Here is a 15,783-nt window from a genome sequence, read left to right as displayed (position 1 = left end):
CCGGTACGGGGACAGTGTCAGGTGGGCAGTTTGACTGGGGCGGTCGCCTCCTAAAGAGTAACGGAGGCGCCCCAAGGTTCCCTCAGAATGGTTGGAAATCATTCGAAGAGTGCAAAGGCAAAAGGGAGCTTGACTGCGAGACTGACAAGTCGAGCAGGGACGAAAGTCGGGCTTAGTGATCCGGTGGTACCGCATGGAAGGGCCATCGCTCAACGGATAAAAGCTACCCTGGGGATAACAGGCTTATCTCCCCCAAGAGTCCACATCGACGGGGAGGTTTGGCACCTCGATGTCGGCTCATCGCATCCTGGGGCTGAAGTAGGTCCCAAGGGTTGGGCTGTGTGGAAGTGCAGCAATGTATGGAGCTGACAGGTACTAATCGGTCGAGGGCTTATCCAAACAACTCCAAAAAGTGGCGTCTGGCTGAACAAGCCGATTCGAGCATTTGAGGAGACTAACACGCAAATCAAGTTTCGTATCCAGTTTTCAGGCGATCAAAACGCTTGAACCGTTTGGTGGCGATGGCGGAGGGGTTCCACACGTTCCCATCCCGAACACGACCGTTAAGCCCTCCAGCGCCGATGGTACTTGGACCGAAGGGTCCTGGGATAGTAGGACGCCGCCAAGCAATAGGGAAGGAGCACTACCGTTGATTCGGTAGTGCTCCTTTTGTGCTTCCGAGTAAAACCTACAAAAGTACAGTTATTTCTGGAGAAAGTCGCCGATTTCGCCCAAAGCCTGCAAAAGTGCAGGAAATTTACTCGGTTGGTGGTAATATGAGGTTCTGGTAAATGAAAAAACTGCATTTTTACAGATATTTTAATTAATCTGTGGATCGATGCTCAAAAAGCTGTATTTTTGCAGGAATGTTCCTTGGACCGATGCGACCTTTTACTAAAATAAGTGCGAATCTGCAGTTATTTTCGGAGAATTCGCCGATTTTGGGGAAATAGGTGCCACGATGCATTTATTTTCGGCGATTCAAGCGAATTCCGGCCCAATATGCTAAATTAAGTGCATTATTGCAGCTATTGAGCCTAAATAACCGGTTATACGCAAAAATAAGTGTACTAATGCAACTATTCAGCTTAAAGAACTAGAATCACTCGCTCACAGCTTCTCCAGCTCCCTTTGCAGAAGCTCTCGGCGTTTCTCGACGGAGAGGTCCTCAATGAACTGCATTTTTACAGGAATATTACTTTGACCAATGCGACCGTTACTAAAATAAGTGCGATTCTGCAGTTATTTTAGGCGTAATCGGCCGATTTCCGGGAAATAGATGCCACAGTGCATTTATTATCGGCGATTCAAGTGAATTAAGACAGCTTAAGGTCACGAATTGCCAGATCTATCACGGATCAATACTGCACACGCTATTTCTTCTTTTATATCATTCCATGAGAATAAATTACGTAACAAATATTATGTTAACTAATTTGATTGGAGGAGCAAAGCGGGGAGGCCATTACGGCGAGCATATCAACAAATAGGATGAGACCGAGGAGAAAGAATGTAAGAGATAATTGTGGTGAAAGCATGAAAGCCCCGAAAATATCGAGGCTTTCGCATGATTACAGGTTTAACGCATTGTTGGCCATTTTTACATCGTTTGCGAGCAGTTGCTCCAAATTGTACGAAGGATAAAAACCATGTTGATACATATAATTGAACACCTTGGCATGTTGCTTAATCGCACCGAGCAGTTGTTTCTGGAAAGTATCACGAAGTTGTGGCGTGGCGGTTTCGGTAATGGCAATTGCGTAGTTACGGACAGCTGTCTTCAGAAAACCAAGCAGCGTGGCCGCTTCCACCGCCGTCATGTCCGGGGATGTGTTGCGTGCCATGGTCGGAGCCATTGGATAAAATTTTAGCAATTCGCGTAGATTTTGCTCCAGCGCTTGGATGGTTTCAGCATAAAGCGCTTTGAGGGTTGGTTCTTGAATGTGGGGGAGTTTCTTCTTAAACACCGCCAAATGCGTAGATTGAAAAGCGACTAACTCGTGTAGTTCCATCGTTTCATGCCAAGCTAAGTGTTCGTGGTTCCAGGTATTGTCCACAATTTCACACTCCAAGATTAGATTTTAGTTCATATTATTCGCCTGGCTGAAAATGGGTCATTGTCCTTAGCTAAACTTGATAATCTAATTGTTGGGGGGAATGGATAGGATCTGTCTTAAGGGATCCGCATAGGAATTGACGAGGAGTGCACGCTATAGTTGGTTTGATCACTACTTTATCGAGGAGAGTGTTCTATACGATGCAACTGGCTGCACACGAAGCGCAAGACCTTAACGAACTGACCCTAAGCTGCGTTAATTCCATCACGAACATGGCCTGTTTTATGAATCAGGTTCAGGATCCTGAGCTCAAGTCGATTCTGGAACGTCATTTTCCTCTGCACATTCAAGACTACAATATGAAGGTCGATTTTTTGAGTAAAGTGGAGGGAGCCGCCGGACAGCTTCCGATTCCGGATTTGATGCCGGTACTGCAGTCCTATGCTACTGCTCCAACCGCACCGGTTCCGGTGATGCCCCGAACCAATGTACAGAAATTTAATGACCGAGAAATGGCTACGGCTTATTTGCTGACCTTGAAACGGGCTGGTCGTGAATATGCATGGGCTGCAATGGAGATGAGCCATCCGGAAATCCGCAGCTTTTTGGAGCATGCCTTTTGTATGAGCTCCCATCATGCCTACGATGTTTGGCAGTGGATGGCGAAGAAAGGATATTATCCGCTTGAACCGGCACCAGCTTCAACGATGGCCACATTAGGCACCATGTATCAAAAGGTACAGGAACCTGTCGGTGCCCTTTAACCGAACAACCTGTTAAGAAGTAGCGCAGCGGTTTGCCGATCAAGGCGAGTAGCTGCGCTATTCCTGTTTGATTACGAACAAGCATTTGCTAGAAACCGGATCAATGATGATATAATCAAAATCGACTAGGCTTGCAAAGCCAATAAAGAGGGGATAGACCTTGGGAGCGATTTTTCATTATAATCCGGACCGGCCGTTTCGAGAATCGCCGGATTTGTATTTATGCTATTGGGGAAAAGAACGCTGTGCTCCGCTCCATTCCTTTGGACCGGGCGTACGGGATATCTATAAAATCCACTTTATCCATTCGGGCCGGGGGATGGTCAAAGTGGAGGGCGAGACCTTCAGTCTGACCGGCGGGCAAGCATTTCTCGCTTATCCGGAGCGGGTGATCTTCTATCAAGCGGATGAAGAAGACCCTTGGACGTATTCCTGGATTGGCTTCGATGGCGAACAGGTGGCGGAAATCCTCAGCCGGACGCGGCTAACTCCGGCTAGGCCCGTATTTCCCATGGATACGCAGTTGATGCCGCAGTTGTACGAGTTGCTAAACGAAGCGGAGGAATCGACGGCGACACGCGATCTGCGTCTGCAAGCATTGCTGCAAGCGTTTATGACAAGGCTGATCGAGCTGGTCCCTGCTTCCGTGTACGCGGATTCGGCAAGGACGCAAGCCAAAGATGCATACATTCATCGCTGCCTGGATTTCTTACACAGCCATTATAGCGAGGAATTGACGGTTGCCCAGTTGGCGTCGATGGTTGGTCTAGATCGGAAATACTTATCCTCACTGTTTAAGAGGGCGATGGGAATGCCTCCGCAGCAATATTTGCTCCATTACCGGATGGATAAAGCGTGCAGCTTCTTACGTAAAGGGCATTATTCCATAGCGGAAGTGGCGCGTTCGGTGGGTTATCAAGATGCCCTGTTGTTCTCTAAAATGTTCAAGAAAACGGTGGGTGCCTCGCCTTCCGACTACCGTGTTCAATGGAAAAAATCAGACATCATGCCATAGGAATCATCCATGCTGATATAGGTTCGTTGTTCTTGGTGCATTATATTGGACACATATGAACTAAAGGAGGTACAAGCCTTAATGTATCAAGCAGCTGATCATAGATACGAAACAATGACATATCACCGATCAGGACAGAGCGGGCTGAGACTCCCGGCCATTTCCTTGGGTTTATGGCATAACTTTGGAGGCATCGATGTGCTCGAGAACGGTCGCGCTATGCTGCGCAGAGCATTCGATCTAGGCATTACGCATTTTGATCTAGCGAACAACTATGGGCCGCCGCCAGGCTCGGCAGAGGAGACGTTCGGGCGAATCCTGCGCGAGGACCTGCGTCCCTATCGGGATGAGATGATCATCTCGACTAAGGCAGGATATTACATGTGGCCAGGGCCGTATGGGGAATGGGGATCGAAAAAATATCTCGTCTCCAGCCTGGATCAAAGCTTGAAGCGGATGGGTCTGGAGTATGTTGATATTTTCTATCACCACCGTCCAGATCCGGACACGCCGCTGGAAGAAACGATGGCTGCACTGGATCTCATCGTGCGACAAGGGAAGGCATTATATGTTGGATTATCCAATTATCGTCCGGAAGAGACTCGTGAGGCGTCCCGAATCCTAAAACAGCTTGGCACGCCGGCGGTGATCCATCAGCCGAACTACTCGATGATGAATCGCTGGATCGAAGAGGGATTGCAGGATGTTTTGGAGGCGGAGGGGATCGGCTCGATCGTATTCTCGCCGCTGGAGAAAGGCATTCTGACGGACCGTTACCTGAACGGCATCGCACCGGATTCCCGCGCTGCCGGCCCTAGCGTGTTTCTGCGTCCAGAGGACTTGAATGACGAACGGATCGCGAAGGTCAAGCAGCTTAACGAACTGGCAGCCGAAAGAGGGCAGAAGCTCTCGCAAATGGCCTTAGCTTGGGTGCTGCGCGGCGGTCGCGTAACTTCCGCGCTGATTGGAGCCAGCAAGGTAAGCCAAATTGAGGATGCAGTTGGCGCATTGGCCAATCGGTCGTTTACAACGGAAGAGTTGCGTAAAATCGACGAAATCTTAGGTTTTTAAGATCTTGTGAAAAGCACCGCCCGAGTCAACTTCGGGACGGTGTTTTTTTCTACTAAATTTCCCCGCCATATTGAGCTTTGACCTGATTAACCAGTATAATATGTCGAGTGTACCCTTTTTTGCTTATCCGAGTGTGACCAACCATATTTCCTATAGAAAAGGTGTTAAAATCCATGAGTATTTTGAGTGTAGAACGTTTGAGCCACGGTTTTGGGGACCGGGCGATCTTTAATGACGTGTCCTTTCGCTTGCTGAAGGGCGAGCATATCGGACTGGTCGGAGCCAACGGCGAGGGCAAATCGACGTTTATGAACATCATCACGGGGAAACTGCAGCCGGACGAAGGTAAAATCGAATGGGCGAGACGCACGCGCGTCGGCTATCTGGATCAGCATGCCGTGCTAGAGAAAGGTATGACCATCCGCGACGTGCTGCGCGGAGCCTTCCAATACCTGTTTGACATGGAACAGGAAATGAACGACATGTATGGCAGAATGGGTGACGTGACTCCAGAGGAGCTAGAACAGCTGCTTGAGGATGTAGGGACGATCCAGGATACGCTCACGAATCAGGATTTCTACCTGATTGATGCCAAAATCGACGAAACGGCTCGCGGTTTGGGCTTAACGGATATCGGACTCGATAAGGATGTCAACGACCTCAGTGGGGGACAACGGACGAAGGTGCTGTTGGCTAAGCTTTTGCTGGAGAAACCGGACATTCTGCTGCTGGACGAGCCAACCAACTATTTGGATGAGCAGCATATCGAATGGCTGAAGCGGTATTTGCAGGAATATGAGAACGCGTTTATCCTAATTTCGCACGATATCCCGTTCTTAAACAGCGTCATTAACCTGATCTATCACATGGAAAATCAAGAGCTGAACCGTTACGTCGGTGACTATGATAATTTCATGCAGGTATACGAGGCGAAAAAACAGCAGTTGGAGTCCGCTTACAAGCGACAGCAGCAGGAGATTGCCGATCTCAAGGACTTCGTAGCACGCAATAAGGCCAGTGTAGCGACTCGCAACATGGCGATGTCCCGGCAGAAGAAGCTCGATAAGATGGAAATCATTGAGCTGGCGAAGGAGAAGCCAAAGCCGCAATTTAATTTCAAGGATGCACGGACATCCGGCAAGCTAATCTTTGAGACGACGGACTTGGTCATCGGTTACGATTCGCCGCTATCCAAACCGCTGAATCTGCGAATGGAACGCGGGCAAAAGATTGCCCTGGTCGGCGCTAACGGGATCGGGAAAACGACGCTGCTGCGCAGTATCCTGGGACAAATCCCAGCCATCTCGGGCACGGTGCATCTTGGTGACCTCCTGGAAATCGGTTACTTTGAACAGGAGATGAAAGAGGCCAACTACAATACGTGTATCGAGGAAATTTGGAGCGAATTCCCGTCGTTCACGCAATTTGAGGTTCGGGCCGCTCTAGCGAAATGCGGACTGACGACTAAGCATATCGAAAGCAAAATCGCCGTGCTAAGCGGGGGCGAAAAAGCCAAGGTTCGCCTATGCAAGCTGATTAACAGCGAAACGAACTTGCTTGTGCTTGACGAACCAACGAACCATCTGGATGTGGATGCCAAGGATGAGCTGAAACGCGCTTTGCAAGCCTACAAAGGCAGCATCCTATTGATCTCCCACGAACCGGAGTTCTACCGCGACGTCGTCACGGAGACTTGGAACTGCGAATCCTGGACGACAAAAATGCTCTAGTCTAGCAGCAAACTAGCAATTAAGGATTACCTCAGGTATAATTGTCTTAAATTTGAAATAGAGGTGATCCGATGGCAGTATCCTTAAGCAATATTTTCGTGAACCTTCCCGTAAAAGATTTGCAGAGATCGATGAATTTCTTTCAGGCAGTCGGATTTGAATTTAACCCGCAATTTAGCGATGAGAAGGCGGCGTGTTTGGTGATTGGACAGAATATTTTCGCCATGCTGCTGATGGAGGAGTACTTCAAATCGTTTACCAAGAAAGAAATTCCGGATACAACGGGTACTTCGGAGGTTATCGTTGCCTTGTCTGCCGATAGCCGGGATCAAGTAGACGAAATCGTGAAAAAGGCGCTGGCTTCGGGTGGGAAACCTTACAGCGATCCGGTTGACCATGGTTTTATGTATTCTTGGAGCTTCCAAGATCCGGATAGCCATCTTTGGGAGATCGTATATATGGATCCAAGTGCAGTGCCATCGGAATAAAACGCGTAATCCAATGTCCTATGTGAAAACATAGGGCATTTTTTGTTAGCTTGTGGGTTGCTTTGCCCCAAGCCACTCAACCATTGATTGCTTTGTGAGGCCCTTGGTGGGATGATCCCGTTTAATCCGTGTGCGGCATTCATTGCCGCCAAATCAGTTGTTGGTTATAATAGTTGGGTAGATTATTAAGAAAGTGGGAAGAGTATGGGCCGCAAATGGAATAATATTAAAGAGAAGAAGGCTTCGAAAGACGCTAACACCAGTCGAATCTACGCGAAGTTCGGCGTCGAGATTTATGTTGCCGCCAAGAAAGGCGAGCCGGATCCAGAATCCAACCGCGCCTTGAAGGTGGTTCTGGAACGGGCAAAAACGTACAATGTACCGAAAGCGATCATTGACCGGGCCCTTGATAAGGCGAAGGGCAGTTCGGATGAAGTATATCAAGAGCTACGTTACGAAGGCTTCGGACCTAACGGCTCCATGGTGATCGTAGATACATTGACGAATAACGTCAACCGTACCGCACCGGAAGTACGCTCCGCGTTTAACAAGAACGGTGGGAACATGGGTGTAAGCGGATCGGTTTCTTATATGTTTGACGCAACCGCAGTGATCGGGATGGAAGGCAAATCAATTGATGAAGTGTTCGAAATCTTGATGGAAGCTGATCTTGAGGTGCGTGATATCGTAGAAGAGGACGAGTCGGTCATCGTCTATGCTGAGCCGGATCAATTTCATGTGGTACAGGAAGCGCTCAAGAACGCCGGGATCACCGATTTTACGGTGGCAGAACTGACCATGCTGGCGCAAAACTATGTGACTTTGCCTAATAAGGAAGCAGAAGTGCAATTCGAGAAGTTGATCGACGCGCTGGAGGATCTGGAAGACGTACAGCAGGTGTATCATAACGTGGAATTCGCTGAAGAATAACCCGCGGGTAAGTCGATAAAAGACGGGCTGATAAGAAGGACTCTTCTTTCAGTCCGTTTTTGCGTTGGGGGGATCTATTGACACTGAATTCGCCCAACGACATAATATACATTATTGTTTAGGAAGCGTGTTGAAAGGGGCTTTATATGACTAGCTGGAATTTGGCTGGCCTGCGAACGGGGCAGCCGCTGTCACATTATTCAACCTATGAAATCGGGGGCGAAGCCCGGTTTGTGGGAAGACCTCAAACGCAAGACCAATTGCAGGAGCTGCTAGAGATGGCATATCGCAGCGGGATTACGCCGATCTTTTTCGGCGGAGGATCCAATATGCTGTTTCCCGATCGGCCGGATCCTGACGCGATGTTTCTCACGACCCGGGAGATGACAGAGATTAAGCTTGAGGGAGATCGGCTCTACGTTTCGGCGGGGATGTCGATGTCGATGTTGGCCGTGATCGGATATGGCTTGGGGATTGCTGATTTTGATTTTACCTTTTTGCTGCCGGGAACGGTTGGTGGTGGAATTTATATGAATGCCAAATACTTTGACCGACATATCAGCGATAATTTAGTCCAAGTTCATTATATCGATGTGCAAGCCCCTGGCAGGATTCAAACCGTAAGTCGAGAGGCTTGCAATTTTGGGTATAAAAAGTCGGTGTTTCAAGCCAATCGAAGCAGTTGGTTGATTGTCGGCGCCGAATTCAAACTGAGCTCGTCCGCTCAAGCGGCGGTTCTACCCACATTACCGGAAATGGTTGCGCTTCAGGAAGGGAAGCAGCCGCCGATCCGATTAACGGAGTTCGCCTCGCATTTCATCCAGTGGCTAGAAGGGAAGGAAGAGGCAGGGGGAGTGAGCTCCACATTAGCCCCGATGCGGAGAATTATTCAAGACCGCATGGGAAAAATGCATTTCTCTTACCCCTCCTGTGGCTCGGTGTTCAAAAACAATTATTCCGTCGGCGAGCCAATTGGTAAACTCGCAGATCAGCTTCATTTGAGAGGAGTTCAAAGAGGCAATGCCAGGATATCGCCCGTTCACGGCAATGTGATTCAAAATGTCGGCGGGGCGACCGCAGCCGATGTAGTAGATTTGATCCGGCATGTGCAGGACGCTTTTGATCGGCATTACGGTTTTGTTCCTGAACCGGAGGTCGTGATTATCGAGGGGAAGACCTCTTCGCTCCATCAATAATGATACCAAAGCCCGTCTCCGGCAGTCGCCGGGACGGGCTTATTTTAGTGCGCCACGCATGGCGCGTAGCTAGGCGGTGAAAGTCCGCTATGGGGGCTGGCAGTTGCCAACCATTAGCCAAGAGCAAGGGTGTCCATCGTGAGGTGGAATCTGAAGGAAGCTGGAGGCAAAGTCCCGGCCTGAGGAACACGAATCGCATCAGGCATCCAAAGTGGGATGAGTCTGCTAAACAAGACGAAATCCAATAAACTGCACGGACACGCGGATGTAAATGCGGCGGGTATACGGGATGAAAGTTACGCGTCTTACCGTGGGAGGTCTCATGGACGTGAGGAGATGAATTTCAAATCATGGTTGAAACAAGATTTATCATGAGAAGTCAGCAGACGCCATAGTACCTCGGTTAGTCGACAACTTGAGGGAAAGCTGAACCTAAGGAGGTGTGGGTTAATGAATGGTACCGAAACAGGAGTCAAGTGCAGCCAACTTCGAAGAGAAGGCTCGACGCAAAACGTACATGCGGAACATGGAGAATATGCGGGAGCGCACAGTCCTGAGCGGATACCTGAAACCGACAGCACCGACGCAACCGAGTCGAAGGACGAGTTGCTTGAGAAAATCGTTAGCAGAGACAACATGAACGAAGCGTTCAAGCGGGTCAAAACTAACAAAGGATCTCACGGAATCGACGGGATGGGAGTAGATGAACTTCTACAATATCTCCGAGAGAACGGAGAAACCATCAAGGAATCCATTCTGGACGGAACCTACCGTCCGAATCCTGTTCGAAGGGTAGAAATCCCGAAAGAGAACGGAAAGAAGAGAAACCTGGGAATTCCTACGGTTGTTGACCGAGTTATCCAACAGGCGATCGCTCAAGTGCTTACCCCGATCTACGAAAAACAGTTTTCGGAGAACAGTTTCGGATTCCGACCCAAGAGAAGCGCACATAACGCTATTCAGAGAAGCCAATCAAACATCGAAGAAGGGTACAAATACGTGGTCGATATGGACTTGGAGAAATTCTTTGACACCGTTAACCAAAGCAAATTGGTGGAAGTCTTATCCCGAACCATTAAAGACGGGCGGGTCATCTCGCTCATCCACAAGTACCTGAAAGCCGGCGTTGTCGTGAAGCACCGCTTCGAGGATACGGAAATCGGCGTACCGCAAGGGGGCAATCTGAGTCCAATTCTCAGCAACATTATGCTGAACGAACTGGACAAGGAACTGGAAAGCCGCGGGCACCGCTTCGTGCGCTATGCGGACGATCTCCTGATCTTCAGCAAAAGCAAAAGGAGCGCGGAACGGACACTGGAGAACATTCTTCCCTTCATTGAAAAGAAGTTGTTTCTCAAAGTGAACCGGGAAAAGACAGTGGTGGACGAGGCGTGGAAGGTTAAATTTCTTGGGTTCTCCTTCTACAAAAGGAAAGGAGAGACACGAGTCCGCATTCATCCGAAATCCGCTGCCAAGATGAAAGCCAAAGTAAAGGAGCTCACGTCCAGAAGCAACGGGATGGGAAATGAAGAACGAGCCGAAAAGCTTAGACGCTACATCATGGGGTGGATCAACTACTACAAAATAGCGGATATGAAAAGTATGCTCCAATCCACGGATGAATGGATGAGAAGGCGGATTCGCATGATCTTCTGGAAGCAGTGGAAACGAGTGAGGACGAAATTCGAGAAACTGCAATCGCTCGGAATCCAAGGACAGAAAGCATGGGAATACGCAAACACGAGAAAGGGCTACTGGAGAATCTCCAATAGCCCCGTCCTCTCGAAGTCCCTCGGAAATAACACCCTCAAGGGCTTAGGATTTCTCTTCTTCTCGGATTATTATCGACAAGTAACTGCGTAAACTTAGGAACCGCCGTATACCGAACGGTACGTACGGTGGTGTGGGAGGTCGGCTACTCAATTAATGGGTAGCCTCCTACCCGATTTATCTTGAGTGTACCGCAACCGGGACGGGCCGAGTACAGCCCAATCTTCGGGAGATTTCATTGGCGGCCTGCTGCACATCCAAAACGAGCTCGGCAATTCGTTCTTCCTCAAACTGGACCTCTAATCCTGCTGCGCTTAGTGCGGCGACAATTTGGCCGGTATGGTCGAAGATCGGAGCGCTTAACTCCGCGGTATAGTTCTCCAATTCGGACCGACTAAAGCTGTAGCCTTCGTGGCGGGAGCGCTCCAGGGTCTGACGCAGCTCTGCTTTGTCGGTGATCGTGCCGGAGGCGATCGGCTGAAGCTCAGTGGCCTCCAGGTACTCCTCACGTTCCAACTCCGGCATAAAGGCTAATATAATGCGAGACGACGCGCCGGCATATAATGGGGCTTTTCGTCCGATTTTCGTAAAGAGCCGAACAGGGTGATCCGTATCCAGCTTCTCGATATAAATACACTCATCCCCATCGCGTAGGACAAGATGAATAGCCTCTTGGATATCGTCACGCAGCTGCTGCATAACCGGAAGGGCAATATGGCGGATGTCTAACCGCTCCGCAACCAGGTTGCCGTATTGAAGAAAGAGCAAACCTAGTGAATAAGAACCTTCCCTATCTTTTTTTAAGAAACCCATTTCTTCTAAAGATCCGATCATCCGAAGAACCGAGGTTTTGGGGATCCCGGATAACTTAGCCATTTCGCTGATGTTCAGCTTAGGATAGGTCAGAAATAACTGGAGCAGATCCATAGACCTGACCACGGTTTTGTTCTTATGTTTGTTGGTGGTTTGCACGTTATGCCTCCTGCATGGCCTCTAGTTCATTCTGTATTAGTATACAACGAATGGAAGAATGTTGAAAACCGATAAAACGGCCCGGAAATTTATGCTTGATTTTTATCTAATTCCAACTATAATGATCGTATATATTGGCATTCGAAAAACGGATATCATGATCCGAATTTCGGATCGATCTCATAAATTGCAAACTTTTGAACATTTCAAAGGAAAAAATCTTGATTTTTATGGAATTCTAACTAACAATGATTTTAACACAAAATTCATATTACGGATTACGAAGTCCGAAATTCGGATGGGAGGATAAACATGACCGACTTGCCGTCTATCGCAGAGATTCCCATCACTCCACTCGGAGATTCGGCGCTGATTGTGAAGTTCGGCGATTCGATTCAAAAGGAGACTCACCTTAAAGTCAGACAGTTGGCAGAACATCTGGATCGTCACCCTTTTCCTTGGATGGTTGAGGTTGTTCCGGCCTTTACGTCGGTGACCATTTACTACGATGTGATGAAGCTGATGACGGAAGGAGCGAAGCAGGGAGGGGAATCCCTTACAGAAGGCCCGTTCCAAATGGCCGCGGCGCTCGTGTCCGAGTTGCTTCTCACACTGCGTGACGTTAATGCGCCACCAGCAAGAATCATTGAAATACCCGTCTGTTATGGTGGGGATTGGGGGCCGGATTTAGAAACGGTTGCTTCTCGCAATGGACTCACTCCAAAAGAAGTAATCGAAATCCATACTTCCGCGGATTATCTAGTATTTATGCTTGGGTTTGCTCCCGGTTTTGCGTACTTGGGAGGAATGTCCCCACACATCGCCACGCCGCGGCGGGAAACGCCCCGCTTGTCCATTCCGGCAGGAACTGTCGGAATTGCCGGAGATCAGACCGGCGTTTATCCGATCGATACCCCAGGGGGCTGGCAATTGATCGGCAAAACCCCAATCGAGCTGTTTAAGCCGCAGCAAATGCCGCCAACCTTGTTGCAAGCTGGAGATATCGTCCGCTTTTACTCGATCACCCGAGAACAATTCGAAGCCTGGGAGGAGTTGGAGCGATGAGCTTGCTGATTGAAAAACCCGGCTTGTTAACCACGGTTCAGGATCTCGGAAGGTTCGGCGTTCAGAAGTATGGCGTGATCGTTAGCGGAGCGATGGATGCTTTTGCGTTACGCCTTGCGAATTTGCTGGTCGGGAATGCGGAAGGAGAGGCCGGGCTTGAGATTACACTGCTCGGACCGGTGATCCGCTTCGAACAAACGGCACTGATCTCGTTATGCGGAGGAGATTTATCGCCTAAGCTGAACGGAATCCCCGTCCCCTTATGGAGGACCGTGCTGGCACCTAAGGGAAGCACGCTGACCTTCGGTCCGGCGAAGCTAGGCTGCCGCGCTTACCTGGCGGTGGGAGGCGGTATTGATGTTCCGGTCCGCATGAACAGCCGTTCGACCTATTTGAGAGCAGGGATTGGCGGATATGAGGGGCGGTCGCTCGTTGCAGGCGATCAACTATCTTTTGGTGAAATGACGCCACGCGGCTCCCATTTGCTTGCTTCACTTGCCAGAGAGGCGAGCAAGGAGTCCGGTGCGTTCAGTCGGTGGGCGGTATTTCCGGAAATCCTTCCGAAGTATGCGGCCAACCCCATCGTTCAGTTGATCCCTGGGGAAGAATACGATTTGTTTCAAGAACAAAGCCAACTCGATTTATGGCAGGAGCAATTTGCGGTTTTACCACAGTCCGACCGGATGGGTTACCGTTTCAAGGGCCGGCAATTGCAGATGAATCAATCGAAAGAGATGATTTCCTCGGCCGTGACAATGGGAACTGTACAGGTACCGCCTGACGGGAACCCGATTATATTGATGGCGGATCGCCAAACAACCGGAGGATATCCTAAAATAGCGCAAGTCGCAAGCGTAGATTTGCCGCTGCTAGCTCAAACCAACTTAGGTGCACGGGTACGATTCAGGAAGATTACCTTGCAAGAGGCGCAGCGGCAACTGATCGAACGGGAGAATGCGATCCAAACATTACGGAATGGCCTGGAACAGCTAGAGACTTCCAAACGTTAATTGGGATCGGACGACTTGGACCGGCATGCATAAACAGACAGCAGGAATGGAAAATTCAGTATGGAGGAAATCAACTATGGAGAATAAAAGCCATCCCAAACTCGAAATTCGGGATTTACGCGTGGAATACGAGTCCAAGGGCCAACGCACCGTCGCTTTGGAGGATGTTCAGCTTAAGGTGGAGGACGGCGAGTTCGTATCCGTTGTTGGTCCAAGCGGTTGCGGCAAGTCGACCTTGCTGAAAGTGGTGTCCGGGCTGCTGAAGCCAGCCGGCGGCAGCGCCTTCCTGGATGGTCAGGAGATCCAAGGTGTGCCAAGCCAGGTGGGTATGGTCTTTCAAAATGATGCCTTGCTCCCCTGGAAAAGCGTGATCGATAATGTCCGTCTTCCATTGGAGATCAAAGGGCTTCCGAAAAATGAACAATTGGACGAGGCGAACCGGCTGCTGAAAATGGTCGGACTTGATGGCTTCGGCGGTTACCATCCGAAAGAATTGTCCGGCGGGATGCGCAAGCGGGTCGCCTTGGCGAGAACCTTTGCCTATGACCCTGATATTTATCTGATGGACGAGCCGTTTGGACCGTTGGATGCGCAGACCCGGGTGAAGATCGGGGAAGAGTTCTTACAGCTGTGGGAAAATGTCGGTAAAAGCGTCCTATTCATTACCCACGACATCGAAGAGGCGATTGCGTTATCCGACCGGGTGATCGTGATGACCTCACGGCCGGGACGGATCAAAGCGGAGTTTAAAGTAAATCTGGAGCGGCCGCGCCCGTTTTACGACATCCGTTTCGATCCCCAGTTCAAGGAACTGCAGAAAGAAATTTGGGCCCAAATGTCTGACGGGGAATAGAGAGGAGGAATTATCATGGCAACCAAATCAACGGCAACATCGGCAAGCTCTCCTTCCTCTAAGGCAGGGCGCGGGAATCGCAGCGCGGCTGTGTGGATCGGCAGATTGGTCGTATTTATCGTTCTTATCGGCTTATGGGAACTGCTTTCGGGTACGGCGTTTAATTCTTTTTGGCTAAGTAAGCCGTCTTTGATTATTCAACGGATCATTGAGATGACTGCAAACGGGGACCTATGGTTCCATATGAGCATTACATTGCAGGAGTCCATCGTGGGGCTCATTATCGGGATGCTGGGCGGGACGCTGCTGGGGATTCTGCTTGCATTCAGCGGGATTTTTCAGAAATGGGTCTACCCTTACATCATGGCATTATACAGTTTGCCTCGGGTGTCGCTTGCCCCGCTCTTCATCGTCTGGTTCGGGATCGGGATGACCTCGAAGATCCTCATGGTCGTAGCGATGGTAATCTTCGTAGCCTTTTACAACGCCTATGAAGGTGTGCGCAACATCGACAAAGATCTGATGGATATGATGAGCACGTTTAAAGCTAAATGGACGCATAAGCTTCGCTGGGTAGTGCTCCCTTCCATTACGGTCTGGATTCTAACGAGCTTGCGGCTGAATATCGGCATGGCCCTGATCGGGTCCGTGATCGCCGAGCTGGTTGGCTCCAATCGGGGGCTGGGATACTACATTACGTATTCGTCCAACATGCTGGATACGACGGGGATTTTTACAGGCCTCGTCCTGATCATGATCATCGCGGTTGTATTGGAACAGATTATTGTTCAGGTGGAACGGCGTTTGCTGAAATACCGCTAAGGGAAGAACTCCATTTTATTTCATGCGATGAAATGAAATG

The 15,783-nt window shown here is 49.6% G+C and carries 14 protein-coding genes and 2 rRNA genes; 14 read left to right on the top strand and 2 right to left on the bottom strand.

Annotated features, from left to right (window positions below):
• Positions 1-428 (top strand): 23S ribosomal RNA (locus BN3277_RS01590); the annotation flags it as partial.
• Between the two features lie 83 nt (positions 429-511).
• A 5S ribosomal RNA gene (gene rrf, locus BN3277_RS01585) occupies positions 512-628 on the top strand.
• Positions 629-1,571: 943 nt separating this feature from the next.
• Here rrf and BN3277_RS01580 read toward each other — a convergent pair.
• Positions 1,572-2,012 (bottom strand): spore coat protein, encoded by a 441-nt coding sequence (locus BN3277_RS01580; RefSeq protein ID WP_059040575.1) that lies wholly within the window; start codon positions 2,010-2,012, stop codon positions 1,572-1,574.
• Between the two features lie 245 nt (positions 2,013-2,257).
• Between BN3277_RS01580 and BN3277_RS01575 the strand changes: the two genes are divergently transcribed.
• From BN3277_RS01575 to ltrA, 8 genes are all read left to right on the top strand, one after another.
• Positions 2,258-2,821: a spore coat protein gene (locus BN3277_RS01575; protein ID WP_059040570.1), complete on the top strand. Its 564-nt coding sequence runs from the start codon at positions 2,258-2,260 to the stop codon at positions 2,819-2,821.
• Positions 2,822-2,981: 160 nt separating this feature from the next.
• Positions 2,982-3,836 carry an AraC family transcriptional regulator gene (locus BN3277_RS01570; RefSeq protein ID WP_059040569.1) on the top strand — a complete coding sequence of 285 codons (855 nt, stop codon included), beginning with the start codon at positions 2,982-2,984 and terminating at the stop codon, positions 3,834-3,836.
• An 81-nt stretch (positions 3,837-3,917) separates the two neighbouring features.
• Entirely contained in the window at positions 3,918-4,907 is a 990-nt protein-coding gene (locus BN3277_RS01565) for an aldo/keto reductase (RefSeq protein ID WP_059040568.1), read from the top strand.
• Positions 4,908-5,080: 173 nt separating this feature from the next.
• Complete coding sequence (locus BN3277_RS01560) at positions 5,081-6,637, top strand: ABC-F family ATP-binding cassette domain-containing protein (RefSeq protein ID WP_059040567.1); 1,557 nt, start codon at positions 5,081-5,083, stop codon at positions 6,635-6,637.
• Between the two features lie 71 nt (positions 6,638-6,708).
• Positions 6,709-7,125 carry a VOC family protein gene (locus BN3277_RS01555; protein ID WP_059040566.1) on the top strand — a complete coding sequence of 139 codons (417 nt, stop codon included), beginning with the start codon at positions 6,709-6,711 and terminating at the stop codon, positions 7,123-7,125.
• A 204-nt stretch (positions 7,126-7,329) separates the two neighbouring features.
• Positions 7,330-8,055, top strand: a complete 726-nt coding sequence (locus BN3277_RS01550; protein WP_059040565.1) for a YebC/PmpR family DNA-binding transcriptional regulator — start codon at positions 7,330-7,332, stop codon at positions 8,053-8,055.
• Positions 8,056-8,201: 146 nt separating this feature from the next.
• Positions 8,202-9,251 carry a UDP-N-acetylmuramate dehydrogenase gene (locus BN3277_RS01545; RefSeq protein ID WP_059040564.1) on the top strand — a complete coding sequence of 350 codons (1,050 nt, stop codon included), beginning with the start codon at positions 8,202-8,204 and terminating at the stop codon, positions 9,249-9,251.
• A gap of 450 nt (positions 9,252-9,701) precedes the next feature.
• On the top strand, positions 9,702-11,114 hold the full coding sequence (gene ltrA, locus BN3277_RS01540; RefSeq protein WP_059040563.1) for a group II intron reverse transcriptase/maturase: 1,413 nt from the start codon (positions 9,702-9,704) through the stop codon (positions 11,112-11,114).
• 84 nt (positions 11,115-11,198) lie between these two features.
• Here ltrA and BN3277_RS01535 read toward each other — a convergent pair whose 3' ends face one another.
• Positions 11,199-11,993 (bottom strand): IclR family transcriptional regulator, encoded by a 795-nt coding sequence (locus BN3277_RS01535; protein ID WP_232436297.1) that lies wholly within the window; start codon positions 11,991-11,993, stop codon positions 11,199-11,201.
• 312 nt (positions 11,994-12,305) lie between these two features.
• On the opposite strand from BN3277_RS01535, the gene pxpB reads away from it, so the two are divergent.
• The 4 genes from pxpB (at position 12,306) to BN3277_RS01510 (ending at position 15,743) form a co-directional block, all read left to right on the top strand.
• Positions 12,306-13,058 carry a 5-oxoprolinase subunit PxpB gene (gene pxpB, locus BN3277_RS01525; RefSeq protein ID WP_148500949.1) on the top strand — a complete coding sequence of 251 codons (753 nt, stop codon included), beginning with the start codon at positions 12,306-12,308 and terminating at the stop codon, positions 13,056-13,058.
• Positions 13,055-14,068, top strand: a complete 1,014-nt coding sequence (locus tag BN3277_RS01520; RefSeq protein WP_059040561.1) for a 5-oxoprolinase subunit C family protein — start codon at positions 13,055-13,057, stop codon at positions 14,066-14,068. The genes pxpB and BN3277_RS01520 overlap by 4 nt, the downstream gene beginning before the upstream one ends.
• A 76-nt stretch (positions 14,069-14,144) precedes the next feature.
• Positions 14,145-14,921, top strand: a complete 777-nt coding sequence (locus tag BN3277_RS01515) for an ABC transporter ATP-binding protein (protein ID WP_059040560.1) — start codon at positions 14,145-14,147, stop codon at positions 14,919-14,921.
• Positions 14,922-14,936: 15 nt separating this feature from the next.
• On the top strand, positions 14,937-15,743 hold the full coding sequence (locus tag BN3277_RS01510; protein WP_059040559.1) for an ABC transporter permease: 807 nt from the start codon (positions 14,937-14,939) through the stop codon (positions 15,741-15,743).
• The last annotated feature ends 40 nt before the right edge of the window (positions 15,744-15,783 follow it).

This window comes from Paenibacillus rubinfantis (assembly GCF_001486505.1).
Classification (GTDB): Bacteria; Bacillota; Bacilli; order Paenibacillales; family Paenibacillaceae; genus Fontibacillus; species Fontibacillus rubinfantis.
Note: the sequence above shows the minus strand (reverse complement) of the source record. Positions and strands in the feature narration are given on the sequence as shown.

Bases quoted from the DNA above. Each gene is read 5' to 3' on its own strand.
- BN3277_RS01555 (WP_059040566.1), top strand. From the start codon at position 6,709: ATGGCAGTATCCTTAAGCAATATTTTCGTGAACCTTCCCGTAAAAGAT.
- BN3277_RS01545 (WP_059040564.1), top strand. From the start codon at position 8,202: ATGACTAGCTGGAATTTGGCTGGCCTGCGAACGGGGCAGCCGCTGTCA.
- ltrA (WP_059040563.1), top strand. From the start codon at position 9,702: ATGAATGGTACCGAAACAGGAGTCAAGTGCAGCCAACTTCGAAGAGAA.
- pxpB (WP_148500949.1), top strand. From the start codon at position 12,306: ATGACCGACTTGCCGTCTATCGCAGAGATTCCCATCACTCCACTCGGA.
- BN3277_RS01510 (WP_059040559.1), top strand. From the start codon at position 14,937: ATGGCAACCAAATCAACGGCAACATCGGCAAGCTCTCCTTCCTCTAAG.
- BN3277_RS01580 (WP_059040575.1), bottom strand. From the start codon at position 2,012: ATGGAACTACACGAGTTAGTCGCTTTTCAATCTACGCATTTGGCGGTG.
- BN3277_RS01565 (WP_059040568.1), top strand. From the start codon at position 3,918: ATGTATCAAGCAGCTGATCATAGATACGAAACAATGACATATCACCGA.
- BN3277_RS01575 (WP_059040570.1), top strand. From the start codon at position 2,258: ATGCAACTGGCTGCACACGAAGCGCAAGACCTTAACGAACTGACCCTA.
- BN3277_RS01515 (WP_059040560.1), top strand. From the start codon at position 14,145: ATGGAGAATAAAAGCCATCCCAAACTCGAAATTCGGGATTTACGCGTG.
- BN3277_RS01560 (WP_059040567.1), top strand. From the start codon at position 5,081: ATGAGTATTTTGAGTGTAGAACGTTTGAGCCACGGTTTTGGGGACCGG.
- BN3277_RS01520 (WP_059040561.1), top strand. From the start codon at position 13,055: ATGAGCTTGCTGATTGAAAAACCCGGCTTGTTAACCACGGTTCAGGAT.
- BN3277_RS01550 (WP_059040565.1), top strand. From the start codon at position 7,330: ATGGGCCGCAAATGGAATAATATTAAAGAGAAGAAGGCTTCGAAAGAC.